The sequence below is a fragment of the Blastococcus sp. SYSU DS1021 genome (genome assembly GCF_054050995.1).
In genome coordinates this window covers 44,305-70,307 of record NZ_JBJHAL010000021.1, presented here as the reverse complement: position 1 = coordinate 70,307, position 26,003 = coordinate 44,305, and the positions used below count along the sequence as shown (strand labels likewise).

Sequence of the window (26,003 nt, the reverse complement as noted above, 5' to 3'; positions counted from 1 at the left end):
GGGGGCGGTGCGGATCAATGTCGGCGCATGGCCCGCAGGCTAGCCCGGACGCTGCCCCGGCGCACCGGGGTAACAGCGGGGCGGGTGGGCATGACCCCTGCGGGTGGAAGGAACACGCCGGGGACTCAACCGCCGGACACGGCACGCCGTTGCGAGACTGAAGAGACCGGATGCTCCGGTCCCGCCCGCGGAGGGACGCAGGATGACCAGCACGGCCGAGCCCACGCCGGTGCCCGGCGGTCCGGGTGCCCGCGAGGAGGACCTCGAGCGTCCGGTCATGGACACCGACCCCGCGCTCGCAGGCCTGGTGCGCGTCGCCGCCGCCGTCACCGGCACGTCCTGGGCCTCGGTGATCACCATGGACACCCCCGTCATGCACGTGATGGCGGTGCACGGCTTCCGGGGAGCGGCGTGGCCGCGCGAAGGGTCCATCGTGTCGATCGTGCTCGAGCGCGGCCCGGGGGTGCAGACCTGCGACGACCTGAGGGCGGAGCCGCGGTTCGCCCGGAGCCCGTGGGTCGACGGCCGCCGCGCCGGGATGCGCGCCTTCGGCACCGCCCCGGTGGTCGTGGACGGCCGCACGCTGGCCGCGGTCTGCGTCTTCGACCCCGCCCCGCACGCCTTCACCGACGAGGAGCGCGCCCGGCTCGCCGACGTCGCCACCGCGGTGGCCTCCCTGGTGCGCGCCGCCCAGCAGGCCCGTCAGCTCGCCGACCTGGCCGCCGCCAGCCAGCTCGCCCGCGCCGAGACCGCCCGCGCCCACCAGGTGCTGGCCCGGTCCACCGCCTTCAGCCAGGCGCTGCTCGAGGTGCTCCCCGTGGGCGTCGTCGGCGCCGACGCCGAGGGCCGGGTGACCCTGTTCAACGCCGCCAGTCGCCGATGGCACGGCCTGGACGCCGACCCCACCGTCGAGCCGACGGACATCCCCGGCACCTACCGGCTCACCGACGTCGACGGCGCGCCGCTGCCACCGGATCAGGTGCCGCTGCGCCGGGTCTACGCCGAGGGGCGGCTCGACCAGGCCGAGGTGGGCATCGCGGTGCCCGGCGAGCCGTTCCGGCACGTCTCCTGCTCCGGTGTGCAGGTGCACGACGCCGAGGGTGCACTGCTCGGCGCGGTGGTCACGCTCTCCGACGTCACCGAGCAGCGGGCACTGGAGTCGGCGCTGCGCGAGGCCGCGCTGCACGACCCGCTGACCGGCCTGCCCAACCGCAACCTGCTGCTCGACCGGCTCGACCAGACGCTCGCCGCCGCCGAGCGGGCTCGAAGGCCGATGGCAGTGCTCTACTGCGACCTGGACGGGTTCAAACCGGTCAACGACACCGCCGGGCACGCCGCCGGCGACGAGGTGCTGGTCGAGGCGGCCCACCGGCTGGCCGCCGCCATCCGCCCCGGGGACAGCGTGGCCCGGATCGGCGGCGACGAGTTCGTCGTGCTGTGCCCGGAGGCCGGCTCCGAGCAGGCCGCGCAGGTCATCGCCGATCGCATCACCGCCGCCTTCGACCGCCCGCTGCGCCGCCCCAACGGCGCCGAGCACGCCGTGGGCATCAGCATCGGGGTCGCGCTGTGCGGGCCGGGCGAGACGCCCGACTCCGCGCTCGCCGCCTCCGACGCCGCGATGTACCGGGTGAAGGCCGCCCGCCGGGCGGGGCACCCGCACGCGCCGCGGCCGGTGCCGGGATCCGCCGTGTCCACCCCCTGACCCCTCCGCCCGCCCCATCCGGCGGCCGCTACCGTTGGCCGCTGAGAAGGTCGCCTGCCCGAGCTCCGCCCGGCAGTGCCGCGGAGGAGGGCTCGTCGTGATCTGGTCGGTCGTGCTGGCCGCGTTCGTCCTGGTGCTCCCGGTCGAGCTGCCCGACAAGACCCTGTTCGCCAGCCTGGTGCTCGCCACCCGGTTCCCCCCGCTGCCGGTGTTCGTGGGCGTCGCCACCGCGTTCGGCCTGCAGGTGGCGATCGCCGTCACCGCGGGCTCGCTGCTCTCCCTGCTGCCGGAGGCGCTGGTGAGCGGCGTCGTCGCGCTGCTGTTCCTGGTGGGGGCGGTGATCCTCTGGCGCAGCGCGACCGGCGAGGCGGAGGACGCCGGAGCGGCCGCCGACGGCCGCGAGCCGACGTCGTTCCTGCGGGCGGCGGCGATCTCCTTCGGCGTGCTGTTCGCCGCCGAGTGGGGCGACCTCTCCCAGCTGGCGACCGCGGGGCTGGCCGCGCGCTACGAGGCGCCGCTGTCGGTCTTCGTCGGCGCGTGGGCCGCGCTCTTGGTGGTCTCCGGCCTCGCCGTCTTCCTCGGCAAGAAGCTGGCCGACCGGCTGCCGATCGCGCTGATCCGCCGGGTCGCGGCGGGGCTGTTCCTCGTGTTCGCCGTGGTCGCGGTCGTGGAGACGGTCCGGGCGCTCAGCTGACCGGGGGCGCCAGCAGCGCCAGCCGCTCGACGAGCGCCGTCAGTTGGGCATCGAGGTCGGGCCAGCCCACCTCCGGCGCCGCGGACCGCAACGTGACGACGCCGTGCAGCGCCGTCCACACCAGCGTCGCCTCCTGGTGCGGGTCGCGGCTGCGGGAGCGCCCCGCGGCCATGCACGCCTCGACGCCGCCCACCAGGACGGCGAAGGCCCGTTGCCCGCTGGCGACCCTCCGCGGGCCGAACATCGCCCGGTAGCGGGCCGGCGCGGCCAGCCCGGCCAGCACGTAGGCCCGACACCCGGCGAGCAGCCGGCGCGCGGGGTCGGATTCGGCGTCGACGGCGGCCAGCACCGCCGCGCGCAGCTGCTCGAACCCCTCGTCCAGGACGGCACCCAGCAGCGCCTCGAGGTCGGCGAAGTGACCGTAGACGGCTGGCGCGCTGACCCCCGCCTCCCGGGCCACGGCCCGCAGGCTGACCGCGGCGAGCGACCCCTCTCGCTCCAGCAGCGTCGTCGCGGCGGTCACCAGATCGGCGCGCAGGTCTCGGGGCACGAGCGGCACTTTACAGCTGTAAAGAGGGCGGCTACCGTGCTTTACAGCTGTAAAGCTGGCGCCGAGCGAGGAGACCACCGTGCCGCTGATCCCCGATCTCATTTGGACCGCCCCCGACCGACGTCCGGGCCCGGGCGTCGTCGTCCGCACCGAGCTGCGACTGCGGCGACTGCGCGACGTGCCCGCCTTCGTGCGCACCTCGCTCGCCGTCCACCGGCAGGCCGTCGCCGCCCCGGGCGCCCGGTCGGTACGGCTGCAGGCCGAGCCGCTGGCCCGGCGCTTCCGCACCGTCTCGTGGTGGGACGACGCCGCGGCGGCGCGCGCCTACGCGATCGCCGAGCCGCACCGCTCCGCCATGCGGGACTGGCGCGAGCGCCTGGCGGTCGCCGAGGTCACGCGGGAGCCCGGCGTCGAGGGCGCCGCGCCGGAGGTGGCCACCCGGTGACGCGCGGCCGTGGCGACTAGCCCAGGGTCGGGATCCAGTCCGCCACCGCGCGGCCGATCTCGTGCGGCGAGTCCTCCGGCACGAAGTGGCTGCCCGCGACGGTCACCTCGGTCAGCGCCGGCCAGCTGCGCACCACCTCCCGCTGGCGGCCGACCAGGATCGATCCCGGGTCGGCGTCGATGAACAGCTTCGGGACGTCGCTGCTCGCGAGCCACGCCCCGTACCGCTCGACCCGCTCCACCACGGCCGCGGGCTCGCCGTCGAGCGGGATCGACCGCGGCCACTCCAGGGTCGGCCAGCGGTCCGCGCGCTCGCGGAACGGCGCCCGGTAGACCTCGTGCGCCTCCGGCGTCAGCCCGCGGGCCACCGACGCCGGCAGGATCCGCTCGACGAACACGTTCTTGTCCAGCACCGCCGCCTCGCCGTCCGCGCTCCGCATGAGCTGGAAGATCTTGCGGGCGTCGGCGGGCCAGTCGTCCCAGGTCATCGGCGTGACGATCGCCTCGGTGAAGGCGATGCCGCGGACCCGGTCCTGGTGGCGTTCGGCCCAGTCGAAGCCGAGCCCCGAGCCCCAGTCGTGCAGGACGAGGGTGACGCGGTCGCCGACGAAGACGCGGTCGAGGAACTCCTCCAGGTACGCGGCGTGCGTCTCGAACGAGTACGTGCCGGGGCCCGGGTCGGGGAGCTTGTCCGACTGCCCCATGCCGATGAGGTCGGGGGCGATGCAGCGGCCGAGGTGCTGCACGTGCGGGATGACGTTGCGCCACAGGTAGGACGACGTCGGGTTGCCGTGCAGGAAGACGATCGATTCCCCGGTGCCGACGTCCACGTACGCCATCTCGGCGCCCTTCACGGAGATCCGGGTGCGCGGGAACGGGTCGTCGGGTGAGATCTCGTCAGCCATGCGGCGATCCTCACCCCGCGGCGGCGGGACCACCTCCGGAACCACCGGACCTGGCCGCCGCCGCGCGCGCGGCGGCCTCGATGCGACCCCGGTAGGTGGCCCACTCCTCCGCGGTGCGCTCGGGCAGGTTGGCGTTGCCCGCGCTCAGCCCTGCCGCGCCGTCCAGCGTCTCGCGGAGGATGTCGGCGTGGCCGGCATGCCGGGCGACCTCGGCCGCCACGTGGACCAGGAGGGTGTGCAGCGTGGGGCGCCGTCTCTCCTCCGACCACCAGGGAACCTCCCCCACGGCGTCGAGCGGTAGCGCGTCGATCGTCGCGTCCGCGTGCGCGGCCGAGAACCGGTAGAGCTCGATGATCTCCGCACGGGACTCCTCGGCGGTGGCCCACATGTCGGCGTCGTCCTCCCCGTCGCCGTCCCACGGGTAGGCCCGGCCGCTCGGCCGGCCGAGCACCTCGCCGAAGTAGCCCAGCTGCACGTACGCGACGTGCTTGAGCAGGCCGAGCAGGTTGGTGCCGGTCGGCGTCAGCGGCCGGCGGACGGCGTACTCGTCGAGCCCGTCCAGCTTGGCGAGGAGGTCGTCGCACCCTTGCCGCAGGTAGGTGTGCAGGACGGTCTTCTGGTCCGGGTCGGTCGTCTCCATGCCGGCACCCTGCCGCAGCAGGGTGACGAATCGGACCGCTACGACCGGCTCTGCATGCTCCCGTCGCCCGGCCGGGCGACGAGCACCCGGAACAGGTTGTGCAGCCGGTAGCCGTCCTCACCCGTGCGGTAGGGCTCCAGGTGCTCGAGCACGGTGTCGCGCACGACGTCCGGCCCGGCCTGCCGCGTGGCGGCGCGGCCCAGCGGGGTCGCCAGGAGCGGGACGAGCAGCTCGTCGGCGTCGGCGTAGTCGAAGGGCACGAGCACCTCGTGCAGCTGCTCGACCACCAGCCCGGCCCGCTCCGCCATCGCCCGCAGCCGGGCCGGCTCGCTCACCGCCGGCGTCCGCGCCGGGCGGCCGGGCGCCAGGGCCTGCTGCAGCACGCGCAGCTCGCACTCCCGGTCCCGCCCCCACACCGTCGCGGCGACGACGCCGCCGACGCGCCCGGCCCGGCGCAGCACCGCGACCGGGTCGGCGACGTGCATCAGCAGCTGCACGGCGGCCACCACGTCGAACGGCCCGGGCGGCGGGTCCTGCGCGTGCCGCACCAGGAAGGTCCCGCCGGGCACCTCCGCCGCGGCCTGCGCGACGGCATCCGCGTCGAGGTCGACGCCGGTCACCCGGGCGCCGCGGTCGGCCGCCGCCCGCGCGAACAGCCCGGTGCCGCAGCCCAGGTCGAGCACGCGGGTGCCGCGGCCCACGCCGGTGGCGTCGAGGACGGCCTCGTGCAACGGCGCGCCCCAGCCGCGCGGTTCCTCGCTCACCGGGTCGACCCTAGGCGGCGCCCCGTCCTCGGGAGGCCGGCCCCGGCCGCGAGGCCCGGCAACCGCGCCGAGTGCGACGAACTCGTGGTCATCAGCGCCTGATGGCCACGAGTTCGTGACACTCGACGGGTCGTGGCCACCACGTCGTCCATGAACGGGCTTGACCCTGACGCGACGTCAGGCTGTTGCCTGCAACGTGTCAGGAGAAGGGAGGACCCGATGAACGTGGGTGAGGTCGCGGCGCTGGCCGGCGTCACGGTGCGCACGTTGCACCACTACGACCGGATCGGCCTGCTGTCGCCGTCGGGACGGACGTCGGCCGGCTACCGGCAGTACGCGCCGGCCGATCTAGAGCGGCTGCACCAGGTGCTGCTCTACCGCGAGCTCGGGTTCCCCCTCGAGGAGGTCGCGACGCTGCTCGACGACCCGTCCGCCGATCCCGTGGAGCACCTGCGCCGGCAGCACCGGCTGCTGCGGGACCGGCTGGAACGGACGTCGGCGATGGTCGCGGCCGTCGAGAAGGAGATGGAGGCACGTGCCATGGGGATCTCGTTGACCCCGGAGGAGCGGTTCGAGGTGTTCGGCGACTGGCTGCCGGAGGAGTACGCCGCCGAGGCCGAGGAGAAGTGGGGCGACACCGAGGCGTGGGCGCAGTCGCAGCAGCGGACGCGCGCCATGACCAAGGACGACTGGCTGCGGGTGAAGGCGGAGTCCGACGACGTCGAGCGCCGGTTCGCCGAGGCGCTCACCGCCGGCGTGCCCGCGGACTCGGAGCGGGCGATGGACCTCGCCGAGGAGCACCGGCAGCAGATCAGCCGGAACTTCTACGACTGCCCGCCGGAGATGCACGCCGGGATCGGCCGGATGTACGTGGAGGACGAGCGGTTCACCGCGTACTACGAGCGGATCGCGCCCGGCCTGGCGCAGTACGTGAGCGCCGCCGTCCAGGCGAACGCCGCGCGCCAGGGCTGAGCAGGCATGTGCGCCGGCGCCCGGTTTCCCGCACCGGAACCGGGCACCGGCGCACACGCCCGGGGGTCACCCGCGGGTGACCAGCCCCTCGGAGACCATCCAGTCCAGCGCGACGTCGGCGGGCTCCTCCCCGTCGACGTCGACCCGCGCGTTGAGCACCTGCAGCACCTCGTCGGTCAGCAGCGGGGTGATCCGGCCGAAGATGTCGGCCAGCTCGGGGTGCTCCTCGAGGGTCTCGGTCAGCACGACCGGGGAGATGTTGTAGGCCGGGAAGAACTGCCGGTCGTCCTCGAGCACGGTGAGGTCCAGGGCGGGGATGCGGCCGTCGGTGGTGAACACCTCGCCGAAGTTGCACAGCCCGTCGTCGGTGGCCTCGTACACCGCCCCGGTGTCCAGGATGCGGATGTTGTCCCGCGGCACGCCCTGCGGGTCCCCGAGCGGGATGCCGTAGGTCTCCAGCATCGGGGCCAGGCCGTCGTTGCGGCTGGCGAACTCCGACTCCACGCAGAACGTCCGCTCCTCGACCGGGAGCTCGGCGATCCCGGAGAGGGTGGAGATGCCGCCCAGCTCGGGCACCGCCTCGCTGCGGACGGCGAAGGCGTAGGTGTTGTTCGCCTCGGCCGGCGGCAGCCACGTCAGGCCGTTGGCCGCGTCGGCGTCCCGCACCGCCGCCCACTGCTCCTGCGGGTCGGGGATCGGCTCCGCCTCGCCGAGGTAGGAGAGCCAGGCCGTGCCGGTGTACTCCCACTCCATGTCGATGTCGCCGTCGACCATGCCCTGTCGGGCGGGGACGGAGCCGGGGATGTTGGTCCGGTCCACGACCTCGAAGCCGGCGACCTGCAGCGCGATCACCGCGATCTTGCCGAGGATCAGCTGCTCGGTGAAGTTCTTGGCGCCCACGACGATCTCGGCGCCCTCGGCGCCGTCGATCGGTTCGATGCTGCCGGGTGCCGACGGCGGGGTGTACTGCGTGGCCGCCTGGAGACCGCAGCCGCTGGTCGCCAGGCAGCCCGCGACGACCAGTGCGACGAGTCCGGCGGGCGGGCGCGGGCGCATCAGAGTCCCTTCGGCCGGGCGACGTGCTCCACGACACGGCCCAGCCAGTCGATGGCCAGTGCCAGCAGGGCGACCAGCACCGCCCCGCTGATCAGCAGGGCGTCGAGCGACAGGTTGATCCCGGTCGTGATCAGCAGCCCCAGCCCGCCGCCGTTGATGAAGGTCGCCAGCGTCGCGGTGCCGACGAGGAGCACGAGCGCGGTCCGCACGCCGGCCAGCAGCACCGGCACGGCCAGCGGGAGCTCCACGCGGAGCAGCACCGCCAGGGCGCTCATCCCCATGCCCCGGCCGGCCTCCACCAGCCGGGCGTCGACGCCCTGGATGCCGACCATGGTGTTGCGCAGGACGGGCAGCGCCGCGTAGACCACCAGCCCGATCACCGCCGTCCGGAAGCCGAAGCCGCCCCAGGCGGCCAGCAGGACCAGCAGGCCGATGGCGGGGGCCGCCTGCCCGGTGTTGGCCACGCCGATGATCAGCGGGCTGAACCGCCGCATCCCGCCCCGGGTGAGCGCCACGCCGAGCGGGATCGCGATGACCAGCACGATGACCGCGGAGGCCGCGGTGAGCTGGAGGTGCTGCACGATGGTCCGGGACAGCGCGTCCCAGCCCAGCTGGCGGGACTCGGTCTCGCTGAGGTCGGCGGTCAGCCGCCAGACGACGAAGGCCAGCACCGCGACCGCGAGCATGACCGGCTGCCACAGCAGAGCCCGCCAGCCGCCGGCGTCGGCCCTCGCCGAGCGCTCGTCGGCCGCCTGGGTCGCGGGCTCGGGGGCGGTCGGGTCGGGCGTCCCGTCCGGGCGGAGCCCGGTGGAGGCGGTCACCGGTTCGCCCCGCTCCGGGTGCGCTGGATGGCCGCCATCACGGCCTCGACGGCCATCACGCCGGCCAGCGCGTCCCGGCGCCCGGTGACGACGACGCCGCCCTGGCTGGCCGCCAGCATCGCGTCCAGCGCGTCGTTGAGGGTCGAGCGGAGCCCGACCACGGGGAGCCGCTCGTCGACGGTGCCCGGCACGGTCCTGGTCCGCTCGAGCTCGGCCAGCGTGGGCCAGCTGAGCGGCCGCCCCCGCTGGTCGAGCACCACCACGTAGTCGTCGCCGGCCGCCCGCGCCGCCGCCACCGCGGTCGCGGAGTCCGAGCCGACGGTCGCCGTCGTCGGCCGCTCGAGCTCCACGTCGCCCACCCTGGTCAGGGTGAGCTGCTTCAAGGTGGCGCCGGCGCCGACGAAGTCGGCGACGTACTCCTCGGCCGGCTCGGCCAGGATCCGCTCGGGGGTGTCGTACTGCACCACCCGGGCGCCGACGTCGAAGACGACGATCTTGTCGCCGAGCTTCACCGCCTCGTCGAAGTCGTGGGTGACGAAGACGATCGTCTTGCCCAGCTCCTCCTGGATGCGGATCAGCTCGTCCTGCAGGCGCTGCCGGGTGATGGGGTCGACGGCGCCGAACGGCTCGTCCATCAGCAGCACCGGCGGGTCCGCGGCCAGGGCGCGGGCGACTCCCACCCGCTGCTGCTGGCCACCGGAGAGCTCGCGCGGGTAGCGGTCGCGGTACTGGTCGGGGTCCAGGCCCACCAGGTCGAGCAGCTCGTCGACCCGCGCGGTGACCCGGGCGTCGTCCCACTTGAGCATCTTCGGGACCAGGCCGATGTTGGTCGCCACCGTCATGTGCGGGAACAGCCCACCGGCCTGGATGACGTAGCCGATCCGCCGGCGCAGCTGGTCGGGCTGCTGGTCGGTGACGTCCTCGTCACCGAGGTGGATGCGCCCGCCGGTCGGCTCGATCAGCCGGTTGATCATCTTGAGCAGCGTGGTCTTCCCGCAGCCGGACGGGCCGACGAACATGACCGTCTCCCCGGCGGCGATCTCCAGGGTCACGTCGTCGACGGCGGGGACCTCCTGACCGGGATAGCGCTTGGTCACGCCCTCCAGCCGGATCGGCACACCACTGATGTGCCGGTCGCTGCCGGACCCGGCAGCGGACGTCGGAGCGGGCAGGGTCTCAGACACGGATCCCCCTGGGGGTGGTCAGCCGGCCGGCCAGCACCAGCAGCAGGTCGAGGACGAGCGCCAGCAGGACGATCGCGATCGTCCCGGTGAGCGTGGAGTTGAGGGCGTTGGCCCCGCCGAGCCGGGACAGCCCGGAGAAGATGAAGCCGCCGAGCCCGGGGCCCAGCACGTAGGCGGCGATCGCGGCGATGCCCATGACCATCTGGGTGGACACCCGGATGCCCGCGAGGATGACCGGCCAGGCCAGCGGCAGCTCGACCCGCAGCAGGGTGCGGACCCGACTCATCCCGATGCCGCGGGCCGACTCGACCAGCGACCGGTCGACCCCGGCCAGCCCCACGACCGCGTTGCGCAGCACCGGCAGCGCCGCGTAGAAGGTGATCGCGATGACCGCGGGCGTGATGCCGAACCCGAACGGCGCCAGCAGGATCCCCAGCAGCGCGAACGAGGGGATGGTCAGGCCCACGGCGGAGAACCCGTTGGCAGCCGACGTCGCGGTCGGGTTCCGGTAGACCAGCACCGCCAGCGCGACGGCGATCAGCGAGCCGAGGAGCACGCACTGGACCACCAGGCTGACGTGCTGGAAGGCCTGGAAGGCGATGAGATCGGCACGCTCGGTCACGTACTCCCACATCGCGGCAACGCCTTCCCCGCCCGACGTCGTCATCGGGCTCGTCGTCGTTCCTCGTCTGCGCACCGCGACCTGCACCGGCGCGCGGCAGTTCCCCATGACGGTAGCGGCTGCCGCTCCCCGGGCGCCCGGTCAGGTCGGCGTCACCCCGTCCGGCGGCGCCGTGCCGCGCCCCGGGACCCGGCGCGCGCCCGAGCCGCGGCACCGGTCATCCTGGGCGGGATGAGGGCCGTATGGGTGTGGCTGCACCGCCCGGCGGCGCAGCGAGGGGTGCGGGCAGCGGTCGCTGCGGGGCTGGCCTGGCAGGTGGCGGTGATGCTGCCGCCGCTGCTGTCGGAGTACGCCTACTACGCCCCGCTCGGCGCGGTGATCGCCGTCCACCCGACGATCGCCGACTCGGCGAGCGCGGCGTGGCGCAGCGTCCTCGCGATGCTCATGGGCTTCGCCCTGGCCTACGCCGTGTACGAGCTGACCCGGACCGTCCCGGACGCCCTGACGATCGCGCTGATCGTCGCCCTGGCCATCGGGGTCGAGCAGTGGCGTCGCCTCCTGCGGGACCAGGCCGCCTGGGTCAGCTTCGCCGCGGTCCTGATGATCACCGTCGGGGCCGGTCAGCCCGGGCCCTACGTCCTGCGGTACGCCGGCCTGACGCTGGTCGGCGCCGCCATCGGCGTCCTGGTCACCGCCGTGCTCTTCCCACCCCTGCAGCTCACCCAGGCCGTCGATCGGATCGCCGCCACCCGCGCCGTCCTCGCCGAGCACCTCTCCGACATGGCCGGGACGTTGCGCGAGGGGCAGGTCCCCGATCCGGGCGAATGGACCGAGCGCAACCGCCGGCTGGACGGCGCGCTGGACCGCATGCGCGCCGCCGAGCGCCAGGTCGACCGGGCCCGCCTCGCCAACCCCCGGGCCCGCCGCTGGAAGGGGCGGGCCGAGAGCATCCGCGCCGAGTCCCGTGCGGTCGACCGCGTCGCGGTGCTCGTCGACGACCTCACCTCGCTGGTCGTCGAGTTCCACCCGCACCGGCGCGGCATCGACCACGCCGACGCCGGGACCGGCTGGGTGCTCGCCGAGGCCCTGGACGGGCTCGCCGACGTGCTCCGCGCCGGCGAGGGGACGGCGCCCGGTGAGCGCGACGCCCGGCTGGCCCGCGCCGTCGGCGCGCTGCACCGGCTGGTGGGCCTCGTCCGGAGCAGCACGGTCTCCGACGACGAGGGCTTCTTCGCCCTCGGCGCGGTCGCCGTCGGGGTCCGCCGCAGCCTCTCGGCGCTCGGCGCGCAGGACGGCCTGCGCGCCGCGGCGTGAGCCTCAGACGCGGACGAGGAGCTCGCCGTGCAGCATGCCCAGCCAGCCGTCGTCCGCGCCGGCCCAGCGCAGCCACGCGTCGGCGATCCGCTGCAGCTCCTCGGGCGTCGCCAGCCCGTAGGCCAGCGCCTGCTCGGCGAAGGACGACGCCGTCGCCCGCCCCGCCCACGAGGTGCCCCACCACTCCCGCTCGGCCGGGGTCGCGAAGCACCACGCCGACGCAGACGCCGTGAGGTCCCGCAGCCCGGCGGCGTGCGCCCAGCCCACCAGCCGGCGCCCGGCGTCGGGCTCGGCTCCGTTGCCCCGGGCGACCTGCTGGTAGAGCGCCAGCCAGCGGTCCAGCCCGTCGTCGGCGGGGAACCAGGTGGTGGCGGCGTAGTCGACGTCGCGCACGGCGATCAGCCCACCCGGCCGGCAGACCCGCGCCATCTCCCGCAGCGCGGCCACCGGGTCGGTGAGGTGCTGGAGCACCTGGTGGGCGTGGACGACGTCGAACGAGGCGTCGGGCAGGTCGAGGGAGTAGACGTCGCCGACGGCGAAGGTCACCGCCACGCCGGCGCGGGCGGCGAACGCCTGCGCCTCGTCGAGCGGCTCCGGTGAGACGTCGAGCCCCAGGACGCGGCCGGGCGCCACCCGCGCGGCGAGGTCGACCGTGATCGTCCCCGGGCCGCAACCGACGTCGAGCAGGTCGAGGCCCCGGCGCAGCGCCGGCAGCAGGTAGCCCGCCGAGTTCTCCGCCGTGCGCCAGCGGTGGGACTGCAGCACCGGCTCGCCGTGCCCGTGCGTGTAGGTGTCCACGCCCGCATCGTGCACCGTGGTCCCACTCTGCGAAACAGCGTTCCCAATGCGCGAGACGGCGCCCGCTCCGGGAGTGCTCTTCGCGCTCCCTGGGTCGTGCAGCACCCCCGGACCACGCGCAGGACCCCCCGAGCGCGTCCCCGCCGGATCAGCCCTCGGCGAGCACCTGCAGGGCCACCGGCACCGCCCGCTCGCGGTCGGCCGCCACCAGACCGATGCGGGTGCGGCGGTCGAGCAGGTCGGCGACGCTCCGGGCGCCCTCGTGGCGGACGGCGAAGCGCAGCTCCCCCACCGTCTCCGGCCGCCCGGCCACCACGAGCGCCGGGCCGAGCGCCTCGACCGCCGGCGCCTCGGTGCCGTACCGGGCGACCAGTCGGGCCGGGGCGGCCACCCGGTCCAGGGCCACCCGCGGCGCCGCTCCGACCAGCGGCAGTCGGGCCGTGACCGAGCGGGTCGCGCCCCGCTCCAGGCGGCTGACCACGGCGTCGACGGTCTCCTGCGCCATCGCCCGGTAGGTGGTCAGCTTCCCGCCGACCACGGAGAGGACCGGTCCGTCCCAGGCGAGCAGGTGCTTCCGGGAGAGGTCGGCGGTGCTGTCCCCCGGCCCGGTGCCGGCGGATTCGGGCAGCACCAGCGGCCGGTAACCGGAGTAGGCGCCCACCAGGTCCGCAGCCGTCAGCGGCTCGGCGAGCACCTGGTTCACCGTGTCCAGCAGCAGCCGCACCTCGGCGTCGGAGGGCACCGCGTCGTCGTCGGGCACCGGGCCCTCCACCGGCTCGTCGGTGAGCCCGAGGTACACCAGCCCGTCGGGCTGCGGCAGCGCGAAGACGTACCGCGACCGGGACCCGGGCAGCGGCACGGTCAGCGCCGCCGCCGGCGAGCCCAGCCGCACGCCCGGCACCACCAGGTGCGAACCGCGCGAGGGCACGAGCCGGAGCCGCGGCGCCAGGCGCTGCGCCCACACCCCGGCCGCGTTGACCACCGCGCCGGCCCGCACGGTCAGCGACCCCTCGTCGGTGGTGACGTGCACGTCGGCGCCGTCGACGCCGGTCACGGTCGCGCCGGTCAGCACCCGCGCCCCGTGCGCGGCCGCCGTCCGGGCCAGGGCGACGACGAGGCGCGCGTCGTCGGTCAGCTGCCCGTCCCAGAAGACGACGCCACCGCCCCCGGCCCGCACCCCGGGCACCAGCCGGCCGACGTCGGCGGCGTCCACGCGCCGGGTCGGGGGCAGCGAGCCCCGGCCGCCGGGCACCGAGAAGCGCACCGCGTCACCGAGCCGCCCGCCGAGCCCGGCGAGGGCGGTGACGTCGCGGCCGGCCGCGTCGGGCACGAGGAACGGCAGCGGGCGCACCAGGTGCGGCGCCGTCGCGCGCATGAGGACGGCGCGCTCGCGGGCGCTCTCCCGCGCCAGCCCGATCTCCCCGTGCGCCAGGTAGCGCAGGCCGCCGTGCACGAGCTTCGACGACCACCGGCTGGTGCCCGCCGCCAGGTCGGTGCGCTCGCACAGGAGCACCGAGAGGCCGCGCGACGCGGCGTCCAGCGCCACCCCGGCGCCGGTCACACCCCCGCCGACCACCACCAGGTCGACGGTCGCGCCGGCCACCTCCGCGAGGTCCCGGGCCCGCCGAGCGGGTGACAGGGAGCCGATCACCTGGCTGTCCAGCGCTGCGGCACCGGCAGACTGTAGCCGTGCCCGAGCAGCCGGAACTGACGATCCAGGGCTGGGGCCCGCGCCCCGCCCCCCAGGGCGACGAGAGCCCCGACGGCGCCCTGACCAAGGCCGCGCGCCGCCACCTCACCCGCGAGCTGGGCTGGGAGCCGCGGTCCACGCCGCCCGTGCCGGTGGCGCAGATCCGGCTGGCACCCTGCCGGCTCCCCGAGGAGGACCGCGCGGCGCTGGCCGGCCTGCTCGGCGAGGAGCACGTGCGCACCGACCGGGAGTCTCGGCTGCGGCGGGCCGGCGGCAAGAGCTACCTCGACCTGCTGCGCCGGCGGGAGGGCGACGCCTCCGACGCCCCCGACGCCGTGGTGCTGCCCGGCACCACCGAGGAGACCGCCGCGCTGCTCGCGCTCTGCAGCGAGCGCGGCATCGTCGTGGTGCCGTTCGGCGGCGGGACCAGCGTCGTCGGCGGGCTGGCCGGCGTCGACCCCGACGACCGGCCCGCCATCGCCGTCGACCTGTCGCGCATGTCGTCGGTGCAGGCGCTGGACGTGCCCTCCTCGCTGGTCACCGTGGGCCCGGGCATGCGCGGGCCCGCCCTCGAGCAGGCGCTGGCCCAGCAGGGCCTCACCTTCGGCCACCTGCCGCAGAGCTGGGAGTTCGCCACGCTCGGCGGCTACGCCGCGACCCGGTCGGCCGGGCAGTCCTCGACCGGGGTCGGCCGGTTCGACGACCTGGTCGCCGGCCTCACGCTGGCCACGCCGTCCGGGGTGCTGGAGCTGGGCTCCCCGCCCGCCTCGGCCGCCGGCCCCGACCTGCTCGGTCTCGCGCTGGGCTCGGAGGGGACCCTCGGCGTCATCACCGAGCTGACGCTGCGGGTGCGCCCCAAGCCGTCGGCCAGCGCCTACGAGGGCTGGTCGTTCCGCACCTGGCCGGCGGGGCTCGCCGCCCTCCAGCTGCTCGCCCGGCACGACCTGCTGCCCGACGTCGTCCGGCTCTCCGACGCCGACGAGACCCGCGCCAACCTGCTCATGGCCGCCGGCGCCGGGGCGAAGGCGCTGCGCGGCAGCCTGCGGGCCCGGGGGCGCGGCGAGGGCTGCATGCTCGTCGTGGGCTGGGAGGGGGTGCCCGACCTGGTGCGCGCCCGGATGCGGGCCGCCGCCTCGCTGCTGCGCGACGGCGGCGCCGTGCGGCTCGGCCGCCGGGTGGGCGACTCCTGGCGCCGGCACCGGTTCGAGGGGCCGTACCTGCGCGACCGGCTGATGGACGGCGGCCTGCTGGTGGAGACCCTGGAGACGGCGGCCACCTGGACGGCGCTGCCCACCGTGTACGACGCCACCCGCCGCGCGCTGCAGGGCTCGCTGACCCGCGGCGGGCACCGGCCGCTGGTGCTGGCGCACGTCTCGCACGGCTACGCCACCGGCGCGTCGCTCTACCTGACCGTGATCGCCGACCGCGACGACGCGCTGCCCATCCAGCAGTGGCTCACCGCCAAGCGGGCGGCGACCGACGCGCTGCTGGCCGCGGGCGGCACGCTCACCCACCACCACGCCGTCGGCGCCGACCACCGCCCGTGGCTGGAGCGCGAGATCGGGCCGCTGGGCGTGGAGGTGCTGCGGGCGGTCAAGCAGCGGCTCGACCCGCGCGGCATCTGCAACCCCGGCGTCCTGCTCCCCGACTGAACGGGCGAGATCTGCACACTGACCCCCATCAGCGGCCTGATGAGGGCCAGTGTGCAGATCTCGCCCGGTGGTTCAGGCGGTCGTGGCGATCCCGCCGTCGACGGGGATGACCGCGCCGGTGACGTAGGCGCCGGCCCGCGACGAGAGGTAGACGACGACGCCCGCCATGTCGTCGGGACGCCCGATGCGGCCCAGCGGCGACTTCGCGGCGATCTCGGCCCCGAAGGCGTCCAGCGTGGCGGCCATCATCTTCGACTCGAACGGCCCCGGCGCCACGGCGTTGACGGTGATGCCCTTGGGCCCGAGCTCCTTGGCGAGCACCCGGGTGAGGTGGTGCAGCCCGGCCTTGCTCGCGGCGTAGGAGTAGGTCGGCATCGGGTTGACGTGCAGGCCGTCGATGCTGCCGACGTTCACGATGCGCGCCGGGTCGCCCTCGGCGGCCGCGGCCTCGAGCTTCGGCAGGAAGGCGCGGGTGAGGAAGAACGGCGACTTGAGGTTCAGGTCGAGCAGCTTGTCCCACGCCGACTCGGGGAAGGTCTCCAGCGGCTCGCCCCAGGTGGCGCCGGCGTTGTTCACCAGGATGTGCACCCGCTCCTCGGAACGGCCCACCTCCTCGGCCAGCCGCACGCACTCCGCCTCCGTGGAGAGGTCGGCGGGGATCGAGACGGCGGTGCCGAACTCGGCGAGCTCCGCGACGGCGGCGTCGCCGGCCTCGGCCTTGCGGGAGCTGAGGTAGACCTTCGCCCCCGCCTGCAGCAGCCCCCGGGCCATCATCAGGCCGATGCCGCGGGTGCCACCGGTGACCACAGCCACCTTGCCGGTCAGGTCGAACAGGTCCACGGGTACCTCCGGTTCGGCGTCGCGGCGCCGTCGTCGGCACCACCTCCGGCACCCTAACGAGGGCCGCAGCGGGCGGCGCCGGAGCCAGGTGTGCCAGCCTGGCTCCCATGATCGGATCCGCCGCGACCCCGGGCGCCACGAGCGAGGTCGGCCCGCTGCGCACGGTGATGCTGCACCGGCCCGGCCCCGAGCTCCGCCGGCTGACGCCGCGCAACAACGACCAGCTGCTCTTCGACGGCGTCCCGTGGGTGGCCCGGGCGCAGGAGGAGCACGACGCGTTCGCCCAGGCGCTCACCGACCGCGGCGTCGAGGTGCTGCACCTGGCGACGCTGCTGGCCGAGGTCCTCGCCTTCCCGGCCGCCCGGGCCGAGCTCATCGGCGCCGCCGTCGACGATCCGCGGCTGGGCGCGACCCTGCAGCGCGACGCCACCCGGCACCTGGCCTGGCTCTCCCCCGAGGACCTGGCGACGGCGCTGATCGCGGGCCTGGCGCACGACGAGCTGCGCGGCCACGGGCTGGCCTACCAGCTCATGGACCGCTCGGACTTCGTCGTCCCCCCGCTGCCCAACCTGCTGTTCACCCGGGACTCCTCGGTGTGGATCGGCGACGAGGTGGCGGTGACCTCGCTGGCGATGCCGGCGCGGCACCGGGAGAGCACGATCACCGAAGCCATCTACACCCACCACCCGCGCTTCGCCGGGTCCGAGCAGCTGTACGGGCCCGGCCTGGAGCACCTGGAGGGCGGTGACGTGCTGCTGCTGGCCGAGGGCGTCGTCGCCGTGGGGGTGGGCGAGCGGACGACACCGGGCGGCGCGGAGCGGCTGGCGCGGCGGCTGTTCGCCCGCGGCCTGGCGCACACGGTGCTCGTCGTCCCGATCGCCCAGGAGCGGGCGACCATGCACCTGGACACCATCGCCACGATGGTCGACGTCGACGCGATGGTCATGTATCCCGCGGTCGCCGACTCGCTGGTCGCCTGGACCGTGAAGGCTCCGTACGGGATCGCCGACGACGCCGACACCACCGACCTCGCCGTCACCGGCCCCCAGCCGTTCCTCACCGCGGCCGCGTCCGCGATGGGCATCGACAAGCTGCGGGTGATCGACACCGGACTGGACCCGGTCACCGCCGAGCGCGAGCAGTGGGACGACGGCAACAACACCCTGGCCCTGGCCCCGCGCCTGACGGTCGCCTACGAGCGCAACACCGTCACCAACGCCGCACTCGAGGCCGCCGGCATCGAGGTGGTGCGGATCGCCGGCTCGGAGCTCGGCAGCGGCCGGGGCGGCCCGCGCTGCATGTCCTGCCCCGTCTCCCGCGCCCCGCTCTGACGCCGGGCGCACGACACCGGGGACGGCGGCGCGGCGCTCCGACCGGGGGACTCTCCGCACCGGAGCCCCCACCAGCGTGATCGCGACCACTACGCTGCCAACTTCCCGCGCCGGGCCCGGCGCTCGGCGAAGGGATGCCTGGTGGCACGCACGGAGACGGCACGGCGGACCGGCCGGATCGCGGGGATCGGCGGAGGGCTCGTCGGCTACCTGGTCTTCGTCGAGTTCACCAGCGGCGTGCTGCAGGGCTACTACGTCCCGCTGCTCACCGACATCGCGCGTTACCTCGGGGTCAACGACGCCGACGTCAACTGGCTCGAGGCGGCCCAGCTCATGCTCTCGGCCATCGCGGTGCCGGTGCTGGCCAAGCTCGGCGACCTCTACGGCCACCGCCGGGTGCTGCTGTGGTCCGCCGTGGTGGTCGCGCTGTCCACCGTCGTGCTCGCCTTCGCCCAGAGCTTTCCGCTGTTCCTCGTCGCCTGGGCGCTGCAGGGCATGTACGTGGTCTGGCTGCCGCTGCAGGTGGCGCTGATCTGGGACCGGTCGCGCCGGACGCCCGGGGCCGCGAGCCAGACCCGGCGGGCGACCGGGCTGATCGTGGCCGCGCTGCAGGCGGGCGCCATCGTCGGTGCGCTCGGCGGCGGGCAGATCGGGCAGAGCCTGGCCGGCACCTTCTGGCTGGTGCTCCTGGCCCCGCTGGTCCTGGTCGTCGGCGTCTGCGCGATCGTGGCCTTCCTCGTGCCGGAGAGCGAGGACCGCACCGGCGGCAGCGTCGACGCGACGGGCGCGGCCCTGCTGAGCCTGGTGCTGCTGGTCATCACCGGCGGGCTGAGCTTCGTCCGCCTCAACGAGGATGCGCTGTGGCCGTGGGCGGTCACCGCGCTCGGCCTCGTGCTGCTCGTCCCGTTCGTGCTGTACGAGCTGCGCCAGGACGACCCGCTGGTCGACTTCCGGGTCCTGCGCAGCTCCTCGATGTGGCCGGTGCAGCTGACCGCCGGCCTCTTCGGCATCAGCGTGCTCGGCGCCCAGGGCCCGCTCTCCACGTTCGCGCGCACCGACCCGGAGGTCTACGGCTACGGCCTCGGGCTCTCCACCAGCGAGGTGTCCATCGTCATCGGTGCGTACGTCGTCTCCATGCTGGTCGGCGCCAGCCAGTTCTCCCGGGTCAGCCGGCTGACCACGCCCCGGCGCACGCTGATCGGCGCGGCGACCCTGACCGGCGTCGGCTACCTGCTGCTGGTGCCCTTCCACGACACGCTGGCGCAGATGCTGGCCTGCATCGCGATCGCCGGCCTCGGCTCCGGGGCGCTGGTCGCCGCGCTCCCGGCGGCGGCCGCCGCGGCGGCGCCGGTGGGCCGGACGGCCGTCGCCACCGGGCTGACCAACACCACGAAGGTGCTCGGCGGGTCGTTCGCCTCCGCCGCCTTCGCCATCGCGCTGGCCTCGAACGTGCCGCTGCTGCCCGACGGGTCGGCGGGCACCGCCGGCTCGCTGTCGGGTTACATCACGGTCTGGGTGGTCTGCGGGACGACGGCGCTGCTGGCCGCGGTCGCCCTGGTGTTCGTGCCACGGCTGGCCTTCTCCGACGGACCGGTGACCGACCAGCCCCTGCCCACGGCGGACGAGAGGAGCCGGGCGTGACGACCGGAGCGGCCGAACGGCTGGCGGAGCTGATCCGCATCCCCACCGTCTCCTCCCGCGACCGCGAGCGGGTCGACCAGGCGGTGTTCGCCCGGTTCCGCGACCGGCTGGCCGAGCTCTACCCGGCCACGCACGAGGTGCTGGAGCGCGAGGTGCTGGGCGACGGCGCCCTGCTGTACCGGTGGCGCGGCACGACCGACGAGCCGCCGCTGGTCCTCATGGCCCACTACGACGTCGTCCCCGTCGACGGCCAGGAGTGGAGCCGCGACCCGTTCTCCGGCTCGATCGAGGACGGCGTCGTGCACGGCCGCGGCGCCATCGACGACAAGGGCTCGCTGGTCGCGATCATCGAGGCGGTCGAGTCGCTGGCGGCGGCCGGCTTCACCCCGCGCCGCGACGTCCACCTCTCCTTCGGCAACGACGAGGAGGTCGCCGGGGTCGGTGCCCAGCTTGCAGTGGACTCGCTGCGCGCGCGGGGGATCCGGCCGTGGGCCGTGCTCGACGAGGGCGGCGCCGTGGTGAGCGGCATGTTCCCCGGGGTGCCCGGGCAGATCGGCGTCGTCGGGCTCGCCGAGAAGGGCCTGCTGGACGTGGAGCTGGCCACCAGCGACCCCGGCGGGCACGCCTCCTCCCCCACGCGTAACGGCGCGCCGGCCCGGCTCGCGCGAGCGATCGTCGCCCTGGAGGAGCACCCGTTCCCGGCCCGCCTCAACGACGTCGTCCTCGGCATGATCGAGGCCGTGCGGCCGAAGGCGCCCGCACCGGTGCGCGCCGTCCTGGGTCGGGCGCACCGGCTGCGGCCGGCCCTGGCCGCCGTCCTGTCCCGCGCCGGCCGCGAGGCCAACGCCATGGTGCGCACCACCGTGGCGGTCACCCAGCTGGAGGGCAGCCGGGCGGCGAACGTCCTGGCCACCCGGGCGACGGCGCACCTGAACATCCGGATCGCGCTGGGCGAGACGGTGCAGTCGACGGTCGACCGGCTGCGCCGGGTGATCGGCGACCCGGCCGTGGAGGTGCGGGTGGTCTCGGGCAGCGACCCGACGACGATCTCCCGGGCCGACAACGACGCCTTCGCCGCCATCCGGGCCTCGGCGCTGGCCGTCTACCCCGACGCGACCGTGGCGCCCTACGTGATGGTGCAGGCCAGCGACGCCCGACACTTCCACGCCATCAGCGACAGCGTGTACCGGTTCATGCCCTTCGACCTCAGCCGAGAGGAGCTCGGGGCGCTGCACGCCGCGGACGAGCGGATCCGGGTCGAGACCCTGGAGCGGGGCGTCGAGTTCTTCCGGCACCTGATCCGCGGCCTCTGAGCGCACGGTCCTCGGGACGGTCGGGCCCTGTCCACCTGGGTGGGCAGGGCCCGACTGCGCGCGGAGGGCCCCGCCGGTCAGATCCCGGCGGCCAGCCGGTGGTACGCGGCGCTCCAGCGCAGCTCCTTGGCCAGCGACCGGCGGGTGGTGTCGCCGTCGATGACCACGAGCTCCACGCCGAACACCTCGGCGAGGTCGGTGAGCACGTCGGCGTCCAGCGCGGTGGACAGCACCGTGTGGTGCGGGCCGCCGGCGGTCAGCCAGCCCTCGGTGGAGGTCGCGAAGTCCGGCCGCGGCTCCCAGACCGCCCGGGCCACGGGCAGGTTCGGCAGCGGCTCGGACGGCGGGACGACGTCGACCTCGTTGGCCACCCAGCGGAACCGGTCGCCGAGGTCGGCCCAGCCGATGACGACCCCCTCGCCGGGAGCGGCGGTGAAGACCAGGCGGGCGGGGTCCTCGCGGCCGCCGATCGAGAGCGGGTGCACCTCGAGCCGGGGCCGCTCGCCGGAGATCGTCGGGCAGACCTCGAGCATGTGCGCGCCGAGGATCTTCGGCCGGTCGGAGGCCAGGTCGTAGGTGTAGTCCTCCATGAACGACGTGCCACCCGGCAGGCCGGCCGCGGCCACCTTGAGCACCCGCAGCAGGGCGGAGGTCTTCCAGTCGCCCTCCCCGCCGAAGCCGAAGCCGTCGGCCATGAGGCGCTGCACGGCCAGCCCGGGCAGCTGGCGCAGTCCGCCGAGGTCCTCGAAGTTGGTGGTGAAGGCCCCGAACCCACCCTCGGTGAGGAACTGCCGCAGCGCCAGCTCGATCCGCGCCTGGTAGCGGACCGAGTCGTGCCGCTCCCCGCCCGGCCGGACGTCGGCGGCCAGCTCGTAGAGGTCGCCGTACTCCTGCACCAGCGCGTCGACGTCGGCGTCGGCCACCTGGTCGACCACGGCGACCAGGTCGTTGACCCCCCAGGTGTTCACCGACATGCCGAAGCGGAGCTGCGCCTCGACCTTGTCGCCCTCGGTCACGGCGACGTCGCGCATGTTGTCGCCGAAGCGGGCCAGCTTGAGGTTCCGGGCGGCCGCGGCCCCGGCGGCCGCGCGCACCCAGGAACCCACCCGTGCCCGCACCGCGGGGTTGTCCACGTGGCCGGCGACGGTGGTGCGCGGCTGGCGCAACCGGGTGAGGACGAACCCGTACTCGCGGTCGCCGTGGGCGGCCTGGTTGAGGTTCATGAAGTCCATGTCGATCGTCGCCCACGGGAGGGCGGCGTCGGCCTGGGTGTGCAGGTGCAGCAGTGGCTTGCGCAGGGCGTCGATCCCGGCGATCCACATCTTGGCCGGCGAGAAGGTGTGCATCCAGGTGATCACCCCGATGCAGGACGGGTCCTCGTTGGCCTCGCCCATCGCCCGGCGGATGGCGCCGGCGTCGGTGAGCACCGGCTTCCACACCACCTCGGCGGGAATCTCGGCGGCCGCGTCGAGCGCGACCGCCACCCGGCGGGACTGGTCGGCCACCTGCTGCAGCGTCTCCTCCCCGTACAGCCCCTGGCTGCCCGTGAGGAACCACACCTGCGCCCCGGCGTAGGGGTCCTGTGCCACGAAGTCGTCCTTCCTCAGCGCTGTCCGTAGACGTTCTGGTAGCGCGCGTAGAGCGAGTCGATGTCCGACTGCGCGATGGGGATCGGCTCGCCCAGCTGCCGGGACAGGTGCACGGTGCGGGCGACGTCCTCGGTCATGACGGCCGCCTTGACGGCGGCCCGGGCGTCCCGGCCGATGGTGAAGACGCCGTGGTTCTGCATCAGGACGGCGGGTGAGCGCGACCCCGACAGCGTGGCGACGACGCCCTGACCGATCGAGTCGTCCCCGATCAGCGCGAAGGGGCCCACCGGGATCGGGCCGCCGAACTCGTCGGCCATCGCCGTCAGCACGCACGGGATCTCCTCGCCGCGCGCGGCCCAGGCCGCGGCGTACGGGCTGTGCGTGTGCACCTGGCCCCCGACCTCCGGCATGTGCCGGTAGACGTAGGCGTGGGCGGCGGTGTCCGACGAGGGCGCCTTGACCCCGTCGACGACGGCGCCGTCCAGGTCGCAGACGGTGATGCCCTCCCAGGTCAGCTCGTCGTAGGAGACGCCGCTGCCCTTGATGACGAACAGGTCCTCGCCGGGCACGCGGGCCGAGACGTTCCCGGCGGTCCAGGTGACCAGCTCGTACCGGGTCAGCTCGCCGTGCAGCGCGGCGACGTGCTCGCGCAGTTCCCGGTGGGTGCCGCGCTCGGTCAGGGTCGGGCTGCTCATGCCAGGTGCTCCTCCTTCGGGACGGGGGAGGTCGTCGGGGCGTCGGCGGCCCGTCCGCGGCCGACTCCCACGTGGTCGACGGCGGCCTGCTCGACCGGCAGGCCGGCGACGTACCGCTCCATGAACGCGTCGAAGCCCGCGACGTCGACCGGGTCGGGCTCGGCGGTCTGCAGGCTGGTGCCGGCGAAGACCGCGGTGTCCAGGTAGTCGGCCAGGCCCTGCTCCGGGGAGCGACCGGTCGCGAAGGCGGCGAGGACGGCCATGCCCCAGGCACCCCCCTCACCGGCGACGTCGCCGACGGAGACCGGGGTGTCGGTCGCGGCGGCCAGGAAGCGCTGGGCGACGCCCTCGGTCTTGAACATGCCGCCGTGGGCGAACATCCGGTCCAGCCGCACGCCCTCGGCCTTCTGCAGGACGTCCATGCCGATCCGGAGCGTGGCCAGGGAGGAGAACAGGTGGGTGCGCATGAAGGTGCCCAGGTCCAGCCTGCTGTCCGGCGACCGCAGGAAGAGCGGCCGCCCCTCCTCCAGACCGGTGATCGGCTCCCCGGAGAGGTAGTTGTAGGCGAGCATCCCGCCGCAGTCGCTCTGCCCGTCCAGCGCGGCGGTGAAGAGTGTCTCGAAGACCTTCCCCGGCTCGGCGTCGGCACCCAGCGCCCGGGCGAACTCGGTGAACAGCCCGGCCCACGCGTCCAGCTCGCTGGCGCCGTTGTTGCAGTGCACCATCGCCACCGGGTCGCCGGCCGGTGTGGTGACCAGGTCCAGCTCGCGGTGCACCGCGGCGAGCTCCCGCTCGAGCACCACCATGGCGAAGATCGACGTCCCGGCGGAGACGTTGCCGGTGCGCGGCGCGACCGAGTTCGTGGCGACCATGCCGGTGCCCGCGTCGCCCTCCGGGGGGCAGAGCGGGATGCCGGGGCGCAGCCGCCCGGCCGGGTCGAGGAGCCGCGCGCCCGCCGCGGTGAGCGTGCCGGCCGGCTGGCCGGCGACGGCGATGGCCGGCAGCAGCTCGGCGAGGGTGACCTCCACCCCGGCCTCGGCGGCCAGCTGGTCGAACCGGGCCAGCATCGCGGCGTCGTAGCCGCCGGTGGTGGCGTCGATGGGGAACATGCCGCTGGCGTCCCCCACGCCGAGCACCCGCTCCCCGGTGAGCTGCCAGTGCACGTAGCCGGCGAGGGTGGTCAGGTGGTCGAGCCGGGCAAGGTGCTCCTCGCCGTCCAGGACCGCCTGGTAGAGGTGCGCGACGCTCCACCGGTGCGGGATGTTGACGCCGAACTCCGCGCTGAGCCGCTCGGTGGCCCGCCCCGTGTTGGTGTTGCGCCAGGTGCGGAACGGCGCGAGCAGCTCACCCCGGGCGTCGAAGGCCAGGTAGCCGTGCATCATCGCCGACACCCCGAGCGCACCGGCTCCGGTCAGCTCGACCCCGTGGCGGCGCCGCACGTCCTCGGCCAGGGCCGCGACGCTCTCCTGCACGCCCGACCAGACGGCGTCCAGCGAGTACGTCCACACGCCGTCGACCAGCCGGTTCTCCCAGTCGGAGCTGCCGACGGCGAGCGGAGCGTGGTCCGGGCCGATCAGCACCGCCTTGATCCGCGTCGACCCGAGCTCGATGCCCAGCGCCGTGCGGCCCGCGGTGATCGCCTCGCCGGGGTCCGTGCCGGCACCGGCGCCGGCCGTCACGGCGTCCGCCTGCTGGCCCATCGGGTCTCCTCCGGGTGATTTGTGAGCGTTCACATCAGCCTCTCACGGCGGGCGGGGAGCCCGCACTGGCCCGCACCACCAGGCTCGGCGGGACAGGGTCGGGATGCGGGGACTCGCCCCGGATGCGGCCGAGCACCAGGTCCACGCCCCGTCGGCCGAGCTCGGCGAAGTCCTGCCGGATCGTGGTCAGCGGCGGCACGAAGTACGGGGCCTCGGGCAGGTCGTCGAAGCCCACGACGCTCACGTCGCCCGGCACGGTGAGCCGGGCGTCGTGCAGCGCCGCCAGCAGACCCAGGCTCATCTGGTCGTTGGCCGCGAAGACGGCGGTGATCTGCTCCCCCGCGCGCCGCCGGGCCACGAGCTCCTCGCCGGCGGCGTATCCGGAAGCCGGCGTCCAGTCGCCGCGCGGCAACTCCTCGGGCAGCCACGCACCGGCGGCCGCGAGCTCCGCGCGCCACCCGTCGGCGCGACCGCGGGACTCCTGGGAGTCCGCCGGGCCGGGCAGGTGGTGCACCGTCGCGTGCCCCAGGTCCAGCAGGTGCCGCACCGCCGCCCGCGCCCCGGCCTCCTGGTCGATCGCGACGGCCGGCCGCCCGTCCGCCCCGCCCACCTGGACGGCGACCAGGGGGACCGGCGGCTCGAGCCGGCTCACCGCGTCGGCGGCGTCGTCGTAGGTGGACAGCGCCACGACCGCGTCGACACCCTGGGCCACCAGGTTGTCGACCGACTCCCGCATGGCGTCGGCGGTGGCCTCGTCGAGGATCGCCACCGACAGCGCGTACCCGGCCGCCCGGGCGGCCCGCTCCAGGCCGATCATCATCTGCGCCGGGCCGTACTGGGCGATGTTGACCGTGACCAGGCCGATCGTGCGGGTGGTGCCGGTGACCAGCGCCCGGGCCGCCCGGTTCGGGCGGTACCCGAGCTCGGCGATCGCCCGCTGGACCCGCTCGCGGGTGAGGGGCGCGACGCTCGGGTGCCCGTTGATGACCCGGGAGACCGTCTGGTGCGACACCCCCGCCCGCGCGGCCACGGCGGCCAGCCCCGGGGGACGGGACCCCACGACCTCGGCTGTCACGCCCGCTCCTC

Annotated in this window: 24 protein-coding genes; 9 read left to right on the top strand and 15 right to left on the bottom strand. The window is 74.9% G+C overall.

Annotated features, from left to right (window positions below; translation table 11 throughout):
- The first annotated feature begins 202 nt into the window (after nt 1-202).
- Nucleotides 203-1,702 (top strand): diguanylate cyclase domain-containing protein, encoded by a 1,500-nt coding sequence (locus ACI8AP_RS15670; protein WP_456590289.1) that lies wholly within the window; start codon nt 203-205, stop codon nt 1,700-1,702.
- A gap of 97 nt (nt 1,703-1,799) precedes the next feature.
- Nucleotides 1,800-2,396 (top strand): TMEM165/GDT1 family protein, encoded by a 597-nt coding sequence (locus tag ACI8AP_RS15665; RefSeq protein ID WP_456590288.1) that lies wholly within the window; start codon nt 1,800-1,802, stop codon nt 2,394-2,396.
- Here ACI8AP_RS15665 and ACI8AP_RS15660 read toward each other — a convergent pair.
- Nucleotides 2,389-2,946, bottom strand: a complete 558-nt coding sequence (locus ACI8AP_RS15660) for a TetR/AcrR family transcriptional regulator (protein WP_456590287.1) — start codon at nt 2,944-2,946, stop codon at nt 2,389-2,391. The two genes, ACI8AP_RS15665 and ACI8AP_RS15660, sit on opposite strands and share 8 nt — an antisense overlap.
- Nucleotides 2,947-3,025: 79 nt before the next feature.
- On the opposite strand from ACI8AP_RS15660, the gene ACI8AP_RS15655 reads away from it, so the two are divergent.
- A complete protein-coding gene (locus ACI8AP_RS15655) occupies nt 3,026-3,391 on the top strand; it encodes a hypothetical protein (RefSeq protein ID WP_456590286.1) in 366 nt (121 codons plus the stop codon).
- A 16-nt stretch (nt 3,392-3,407) separates the two neighbouring features.
- On the opposite strand, the gene ACI8AP_RS15650 is transcribed toward ACI8AP_RS15655, so the two are convergent.
- Genes ACI8AP_RS15650 through ACI8AP_RS15640 form a run of 3 tightly spaced genes read right to left on the bottom strand, consistent with a single transcriptional unit; the run spans nt 3,408 to nt 5,699 of the window.
- Nucleotides 3,408-4,295: a haloalkane dehalogenase gene (locus tag ACI8AP_RS15650; protein WP_456590285.1), complete on the bottom strand. Its 888-nt coding sequence runs from the start codon at nt 4,293-4,295 to the stop codon at nt 3,408-3,410.
- 10 nt (nt 4,296-4,305) lie between these two features.
- A complete protein-coding gene (locus tag ACI8AP_RS15645) occupies nt 4,306-4,935 on the bottom strand; it encodes a DinB family protein (RefSeq protein WP_456590284.1) in 630 nt (209 codons plus the stop codon).
- A 38-nt stretch (nt 4,936-4,973) separates the two neighbouring features.
- Nucleotides 4,974-5,699 carry a class I SAM-dependent methyltransferase gene (locus ACI8AP_RS15640; protein ID WP_456590283.1) on the bottom strand — a complete coding sequence of 242 codons (726 nt, stop codon included), beginning with the start codon at nt 5,697-5,699 and terminating at the stop codon, nt 4,974-4,976.
- Between the two features lie 219 nt (nt 5,700-5,918).
- Here ACI8AP_RS15640 and ACI8AP_RS15635 point away from each other — a divergent pair, with 219 nt between their 5' ends.
- Nucleotides 5,919-6,671 carry a MerR family transcriptional regulator gene (locus ACI8AP_RS15635; RefSeq protein WP_456590282.1) on the top strand — a complete coding sequence of 251 codons (753 nt, stop codon included), beginning with the start codon at nt 5,919-5,921 and terminating at the stop codon, nt 6,669-6,671.
- Between the two features lie 66 nt (nt 6,672-6,737).
- Here ACI8AP_RS15635 and ACI8AP_RS15630 read toward each other — a convergent pair whose 3' ends face one another.
- Genes ACI8AP_RS15630 through ACI8AP_RS15615 form a run of 4 tightly spaced genes read right to left on the bottom strand, consistent with a single transcriptional unit; the run spans nt 6,738 to nt 10,399 of the window.
- The gene (locus ACI8AP_RS15630; protein WP_456590281.1) at nt 6,738-7,727 is read right to left on the bottom strand and encodes a glycine betaine ABC transporter substrate-binding protein; all 990 of its coding nucleotides are present in this window, start codon (nt 7,725-7,727) and stop codon (nt 6,738-6,740) included.
- A complete protein-coding gene (locus ACI8AP_RS15625; RefSeq protein WP_456590280.1) occupies nt 7,727-8,548 on the bottom strand; it encodes an ABC transporter permease in 822 nt (273 codons plus the stop codon). The genes ACI8AP_RS15630 and ACI8AP_RS15625 overlap by 1 nt, the downstream gene beginning before the upstream one ends.
- Nucleotides 8,545-9,732 carry an ABC transporter ATP-binding protein gene (locus ACI8AP_RS15620; protein ID WP_456590279.1) on the bottom strand — a complete coding sequence of 396 codons (1,188 nt, stop codon included), beginning with the start codon at nt 9,730-9,732 and terminating at the stop codon, nt 8,545-8,547. Before ACI8AP_RS15620 ends, ACI8AP_RS15625 begins: the two co-directional genes overlap by 4 nt.
- Nucleotides 9,725-10,399 (bottom strand): ABC transporter permease, encoded by a 675-nt coding sequence (locus ACI8AP_RS15615; RefSeq protein ID WP_456590278.1) that lies wholly within the window; start codon nt 10,397-10,399, stop codon nt 9,725-9,727. The genes ACI8AP_RS15620 and ACI8AP_RS15615 overlap by 8 nt, the downstream gene beginning before the upstream one ends.
- 186 nt (nt 10,400-10,585) lie before the next feature.
- Between ACI8AP_RS15615 and ACI8AP_RS15610 the strand changes: the two genes are divergently transcribed.
- Nucleotides 10,586-11,668 carry an FUSC family protein gene (locus tag ACI8AP_RS15610; RefSeq protein ID WP_456590277.1) on the top strand — a complete coding sequence of 361 codons (1,083 nt, stop codon included), beginning with the start codon at nt 10,586-10,588 and terminating at the stop codon, nt 11,666-11,668.
- Between the two features lie 3 nt (nt 11,669-11,671).
- Here the strand turns inward: ACI8AP_RS15610 and ACI8AP_RS15605 are convergent, their stop codons facing one another.
- Together ACI8AP_RS15605 and ACI8AP_RS15600 are read right to left on the bottom strand one after the other, a co-directional pair.
- On the bottom strand, nt 11,672-12,466 hold the full coding sequence (locus ACI8AP_RS15605; protein ID WP_456590276.1) for a class I SAM-dependent methyltransferase: 795 nt from the start codon (nt 12,464-12,466) through the stop codon (nt 11,672-11,674).
- A 148-nt stretch (nt 12,467-12,614) separates the two neighbouring features.
- Nucleotides 12,615-14,117, bottom strand: coding sequence for a glycerol-3-phosphate dehydrogenase/oxidase (locus ACI8AP_RS15600; RefSeq protein ID WP_456590275.1), 1,503 nt, complete (start codon nt 14,115-14,117; stop codon nt 12,615-12,617).
- 38 nt (nt 14,118-14,155) lie between these two features.
- On the opposite strand from ACI8AP_RS15600, the gene ACI8AP_RS15595 reads away from it, so the two are divergent.
- Nucleotides 14,156-15,808 carry an FAD-binding oxidoreductase gene (locus ACI8AP_RS15595; RefSeq protein WP_456590274.1) on the top strand — a complete coding sequence of 551 codons (1,653 nt, stop codon included), beginning with the start codon at nt 14,156-14,158 and terminating at the stop codon, nt 15,806-15,808.
- A gap of 72 nt (nt 15,809-15,880) precedes the next feature.
- Here the strand turns inward: ACI8AP_RS15595 and ACI8AP_RS15590 are convergent, their stop codons facing one another.
- Nucleotides 15,881-16,648 carry an SDR family oxidoreductase gene (locus ACI8AP_RS15590; RefSeq protein WP_456590273.1) on the bottom strand — a complete coding sequence of 256 codons (768 nt, stop codon included), beginning with the start codon at nt 16,646-16,648 and terminating at the stop codon, nt 15,881-15,883.
- Nucleotides 16,649-16,755: 107 nt separating this feature from the next.
- Between ACI8AP_RS15590 and ACI8AP_RS15585 the strand changes: the two genes are divergently transcribed.
- The 3 genes from ACI8AP_RS15585 (at nt 16,756) to ACI8AP_RS15575 (ending at nt 20,933) form a co-directional block, all read left to right on the top strand.
- Nucleotides 16,756-17,979, top strand: a complete 1,224-nt coding sequence (locus ACI8AP_RS15585; protein WP_456590272.1) for an arginine deiminase — start codon at nt 16,756-16,758, stop codon at nt 17,977-17,979.
- Between the two features lie 141 nt (nt 17,980-18,120).
- Nucleotides 18,121-19,620 carry an MFS transporter gene (locus ACI8AP_RS15580; protein ID WP_456590271.1) on the top strand — a complete coding sequence of 500 codons (1,500 nt, stop codon included), beginning with the start codon at nt 18,121-18,123 and terminating at the stop codon, nt 19,618-19,620.
- The gene (locus tag ACI8AP_RS15575) at nt 19,617-20,933 is read left to right on the top strand and encodes a M20/M25/M40 family metallo-hydrolase (RefSeq protein WP_456590270.1); all 1,317 of its coding nucleotides are present in this window, start codon (nt 19,617-19,619) and stop codon (nt 20,931-20,933) included. Before ACI8AP_RS15580 ends, ACI8AP_RS15575 begins: the two co-directional genes overlap by 4 nt.
- Before the next feature lie 77 nt (nt 20,934-21,010).
- On the opposite strand, the gene araA is transcribed toward ACI8AP_RS15575, so the two are convergent.
- Genes araA through ACI8AP_RS15555 form a run of 4 tightly spaced genes read right to left on the bottom strand, consistent with a single transcriptional unit; the run spans nt 21,011 to nt 25,992 of the window.
- Complete coding sequence (gene araA / locus ACI8AP_RS15570; RefSeq protein ID WP_456590269.1) at nt 21,011-22,522, bottom strand: L-arabinose isomerase; 1,512 nt, start codon at nt 22,520-22,522, stop codon at nt 21,011-21,013.
- Between the two features lie 14 nt (nt 22,523-22,536).
- The gene (locus ACI8AP_RS15565; RefSeq protein WP_456590268.1) at nt 22,537-23,217 is read right to left on the bottom strand and encodes an L-ribulose-5-phosphate 4-epimerase; all 681 of its coding nucleotides are present in this window, start codon (nt 23,215-23,217) and stop codon (nt 22,537-22,539) included.
- Nucleotides 23,214-24,917 carry a xylulokinase gene (locus ACI8AP_RS15560; protein WP_456590267.1) on the bottom strand — a complete coding sequence of 568 codons (1,704 nt, stop codon included), beginning with the start codon at nt 24,915-24,917 and terminating at the stop codon, nt 23,214-23,216. The genes ACI8AP_RS15565 and ACI8AP_RS15560 overlap by 4 nt, the downstream gene beginning before the upstream one ends.
- 34 nt (nt 24,918-24,951) lie before the next feature.
- Nucleotides 24,952-25,992, bottom strand: a complete 1,041-nt coding sequence (locus ACI8AP_RS15555; protein WP_456590266.1) for a LacI family DNA-binding transcriptional regulator — start codon at nt 25,990-25,992, stop codon at nt 24,952-24,954.
- Nucleotides 25,993-26,003 lie beyond the last annotated feature (11 nt).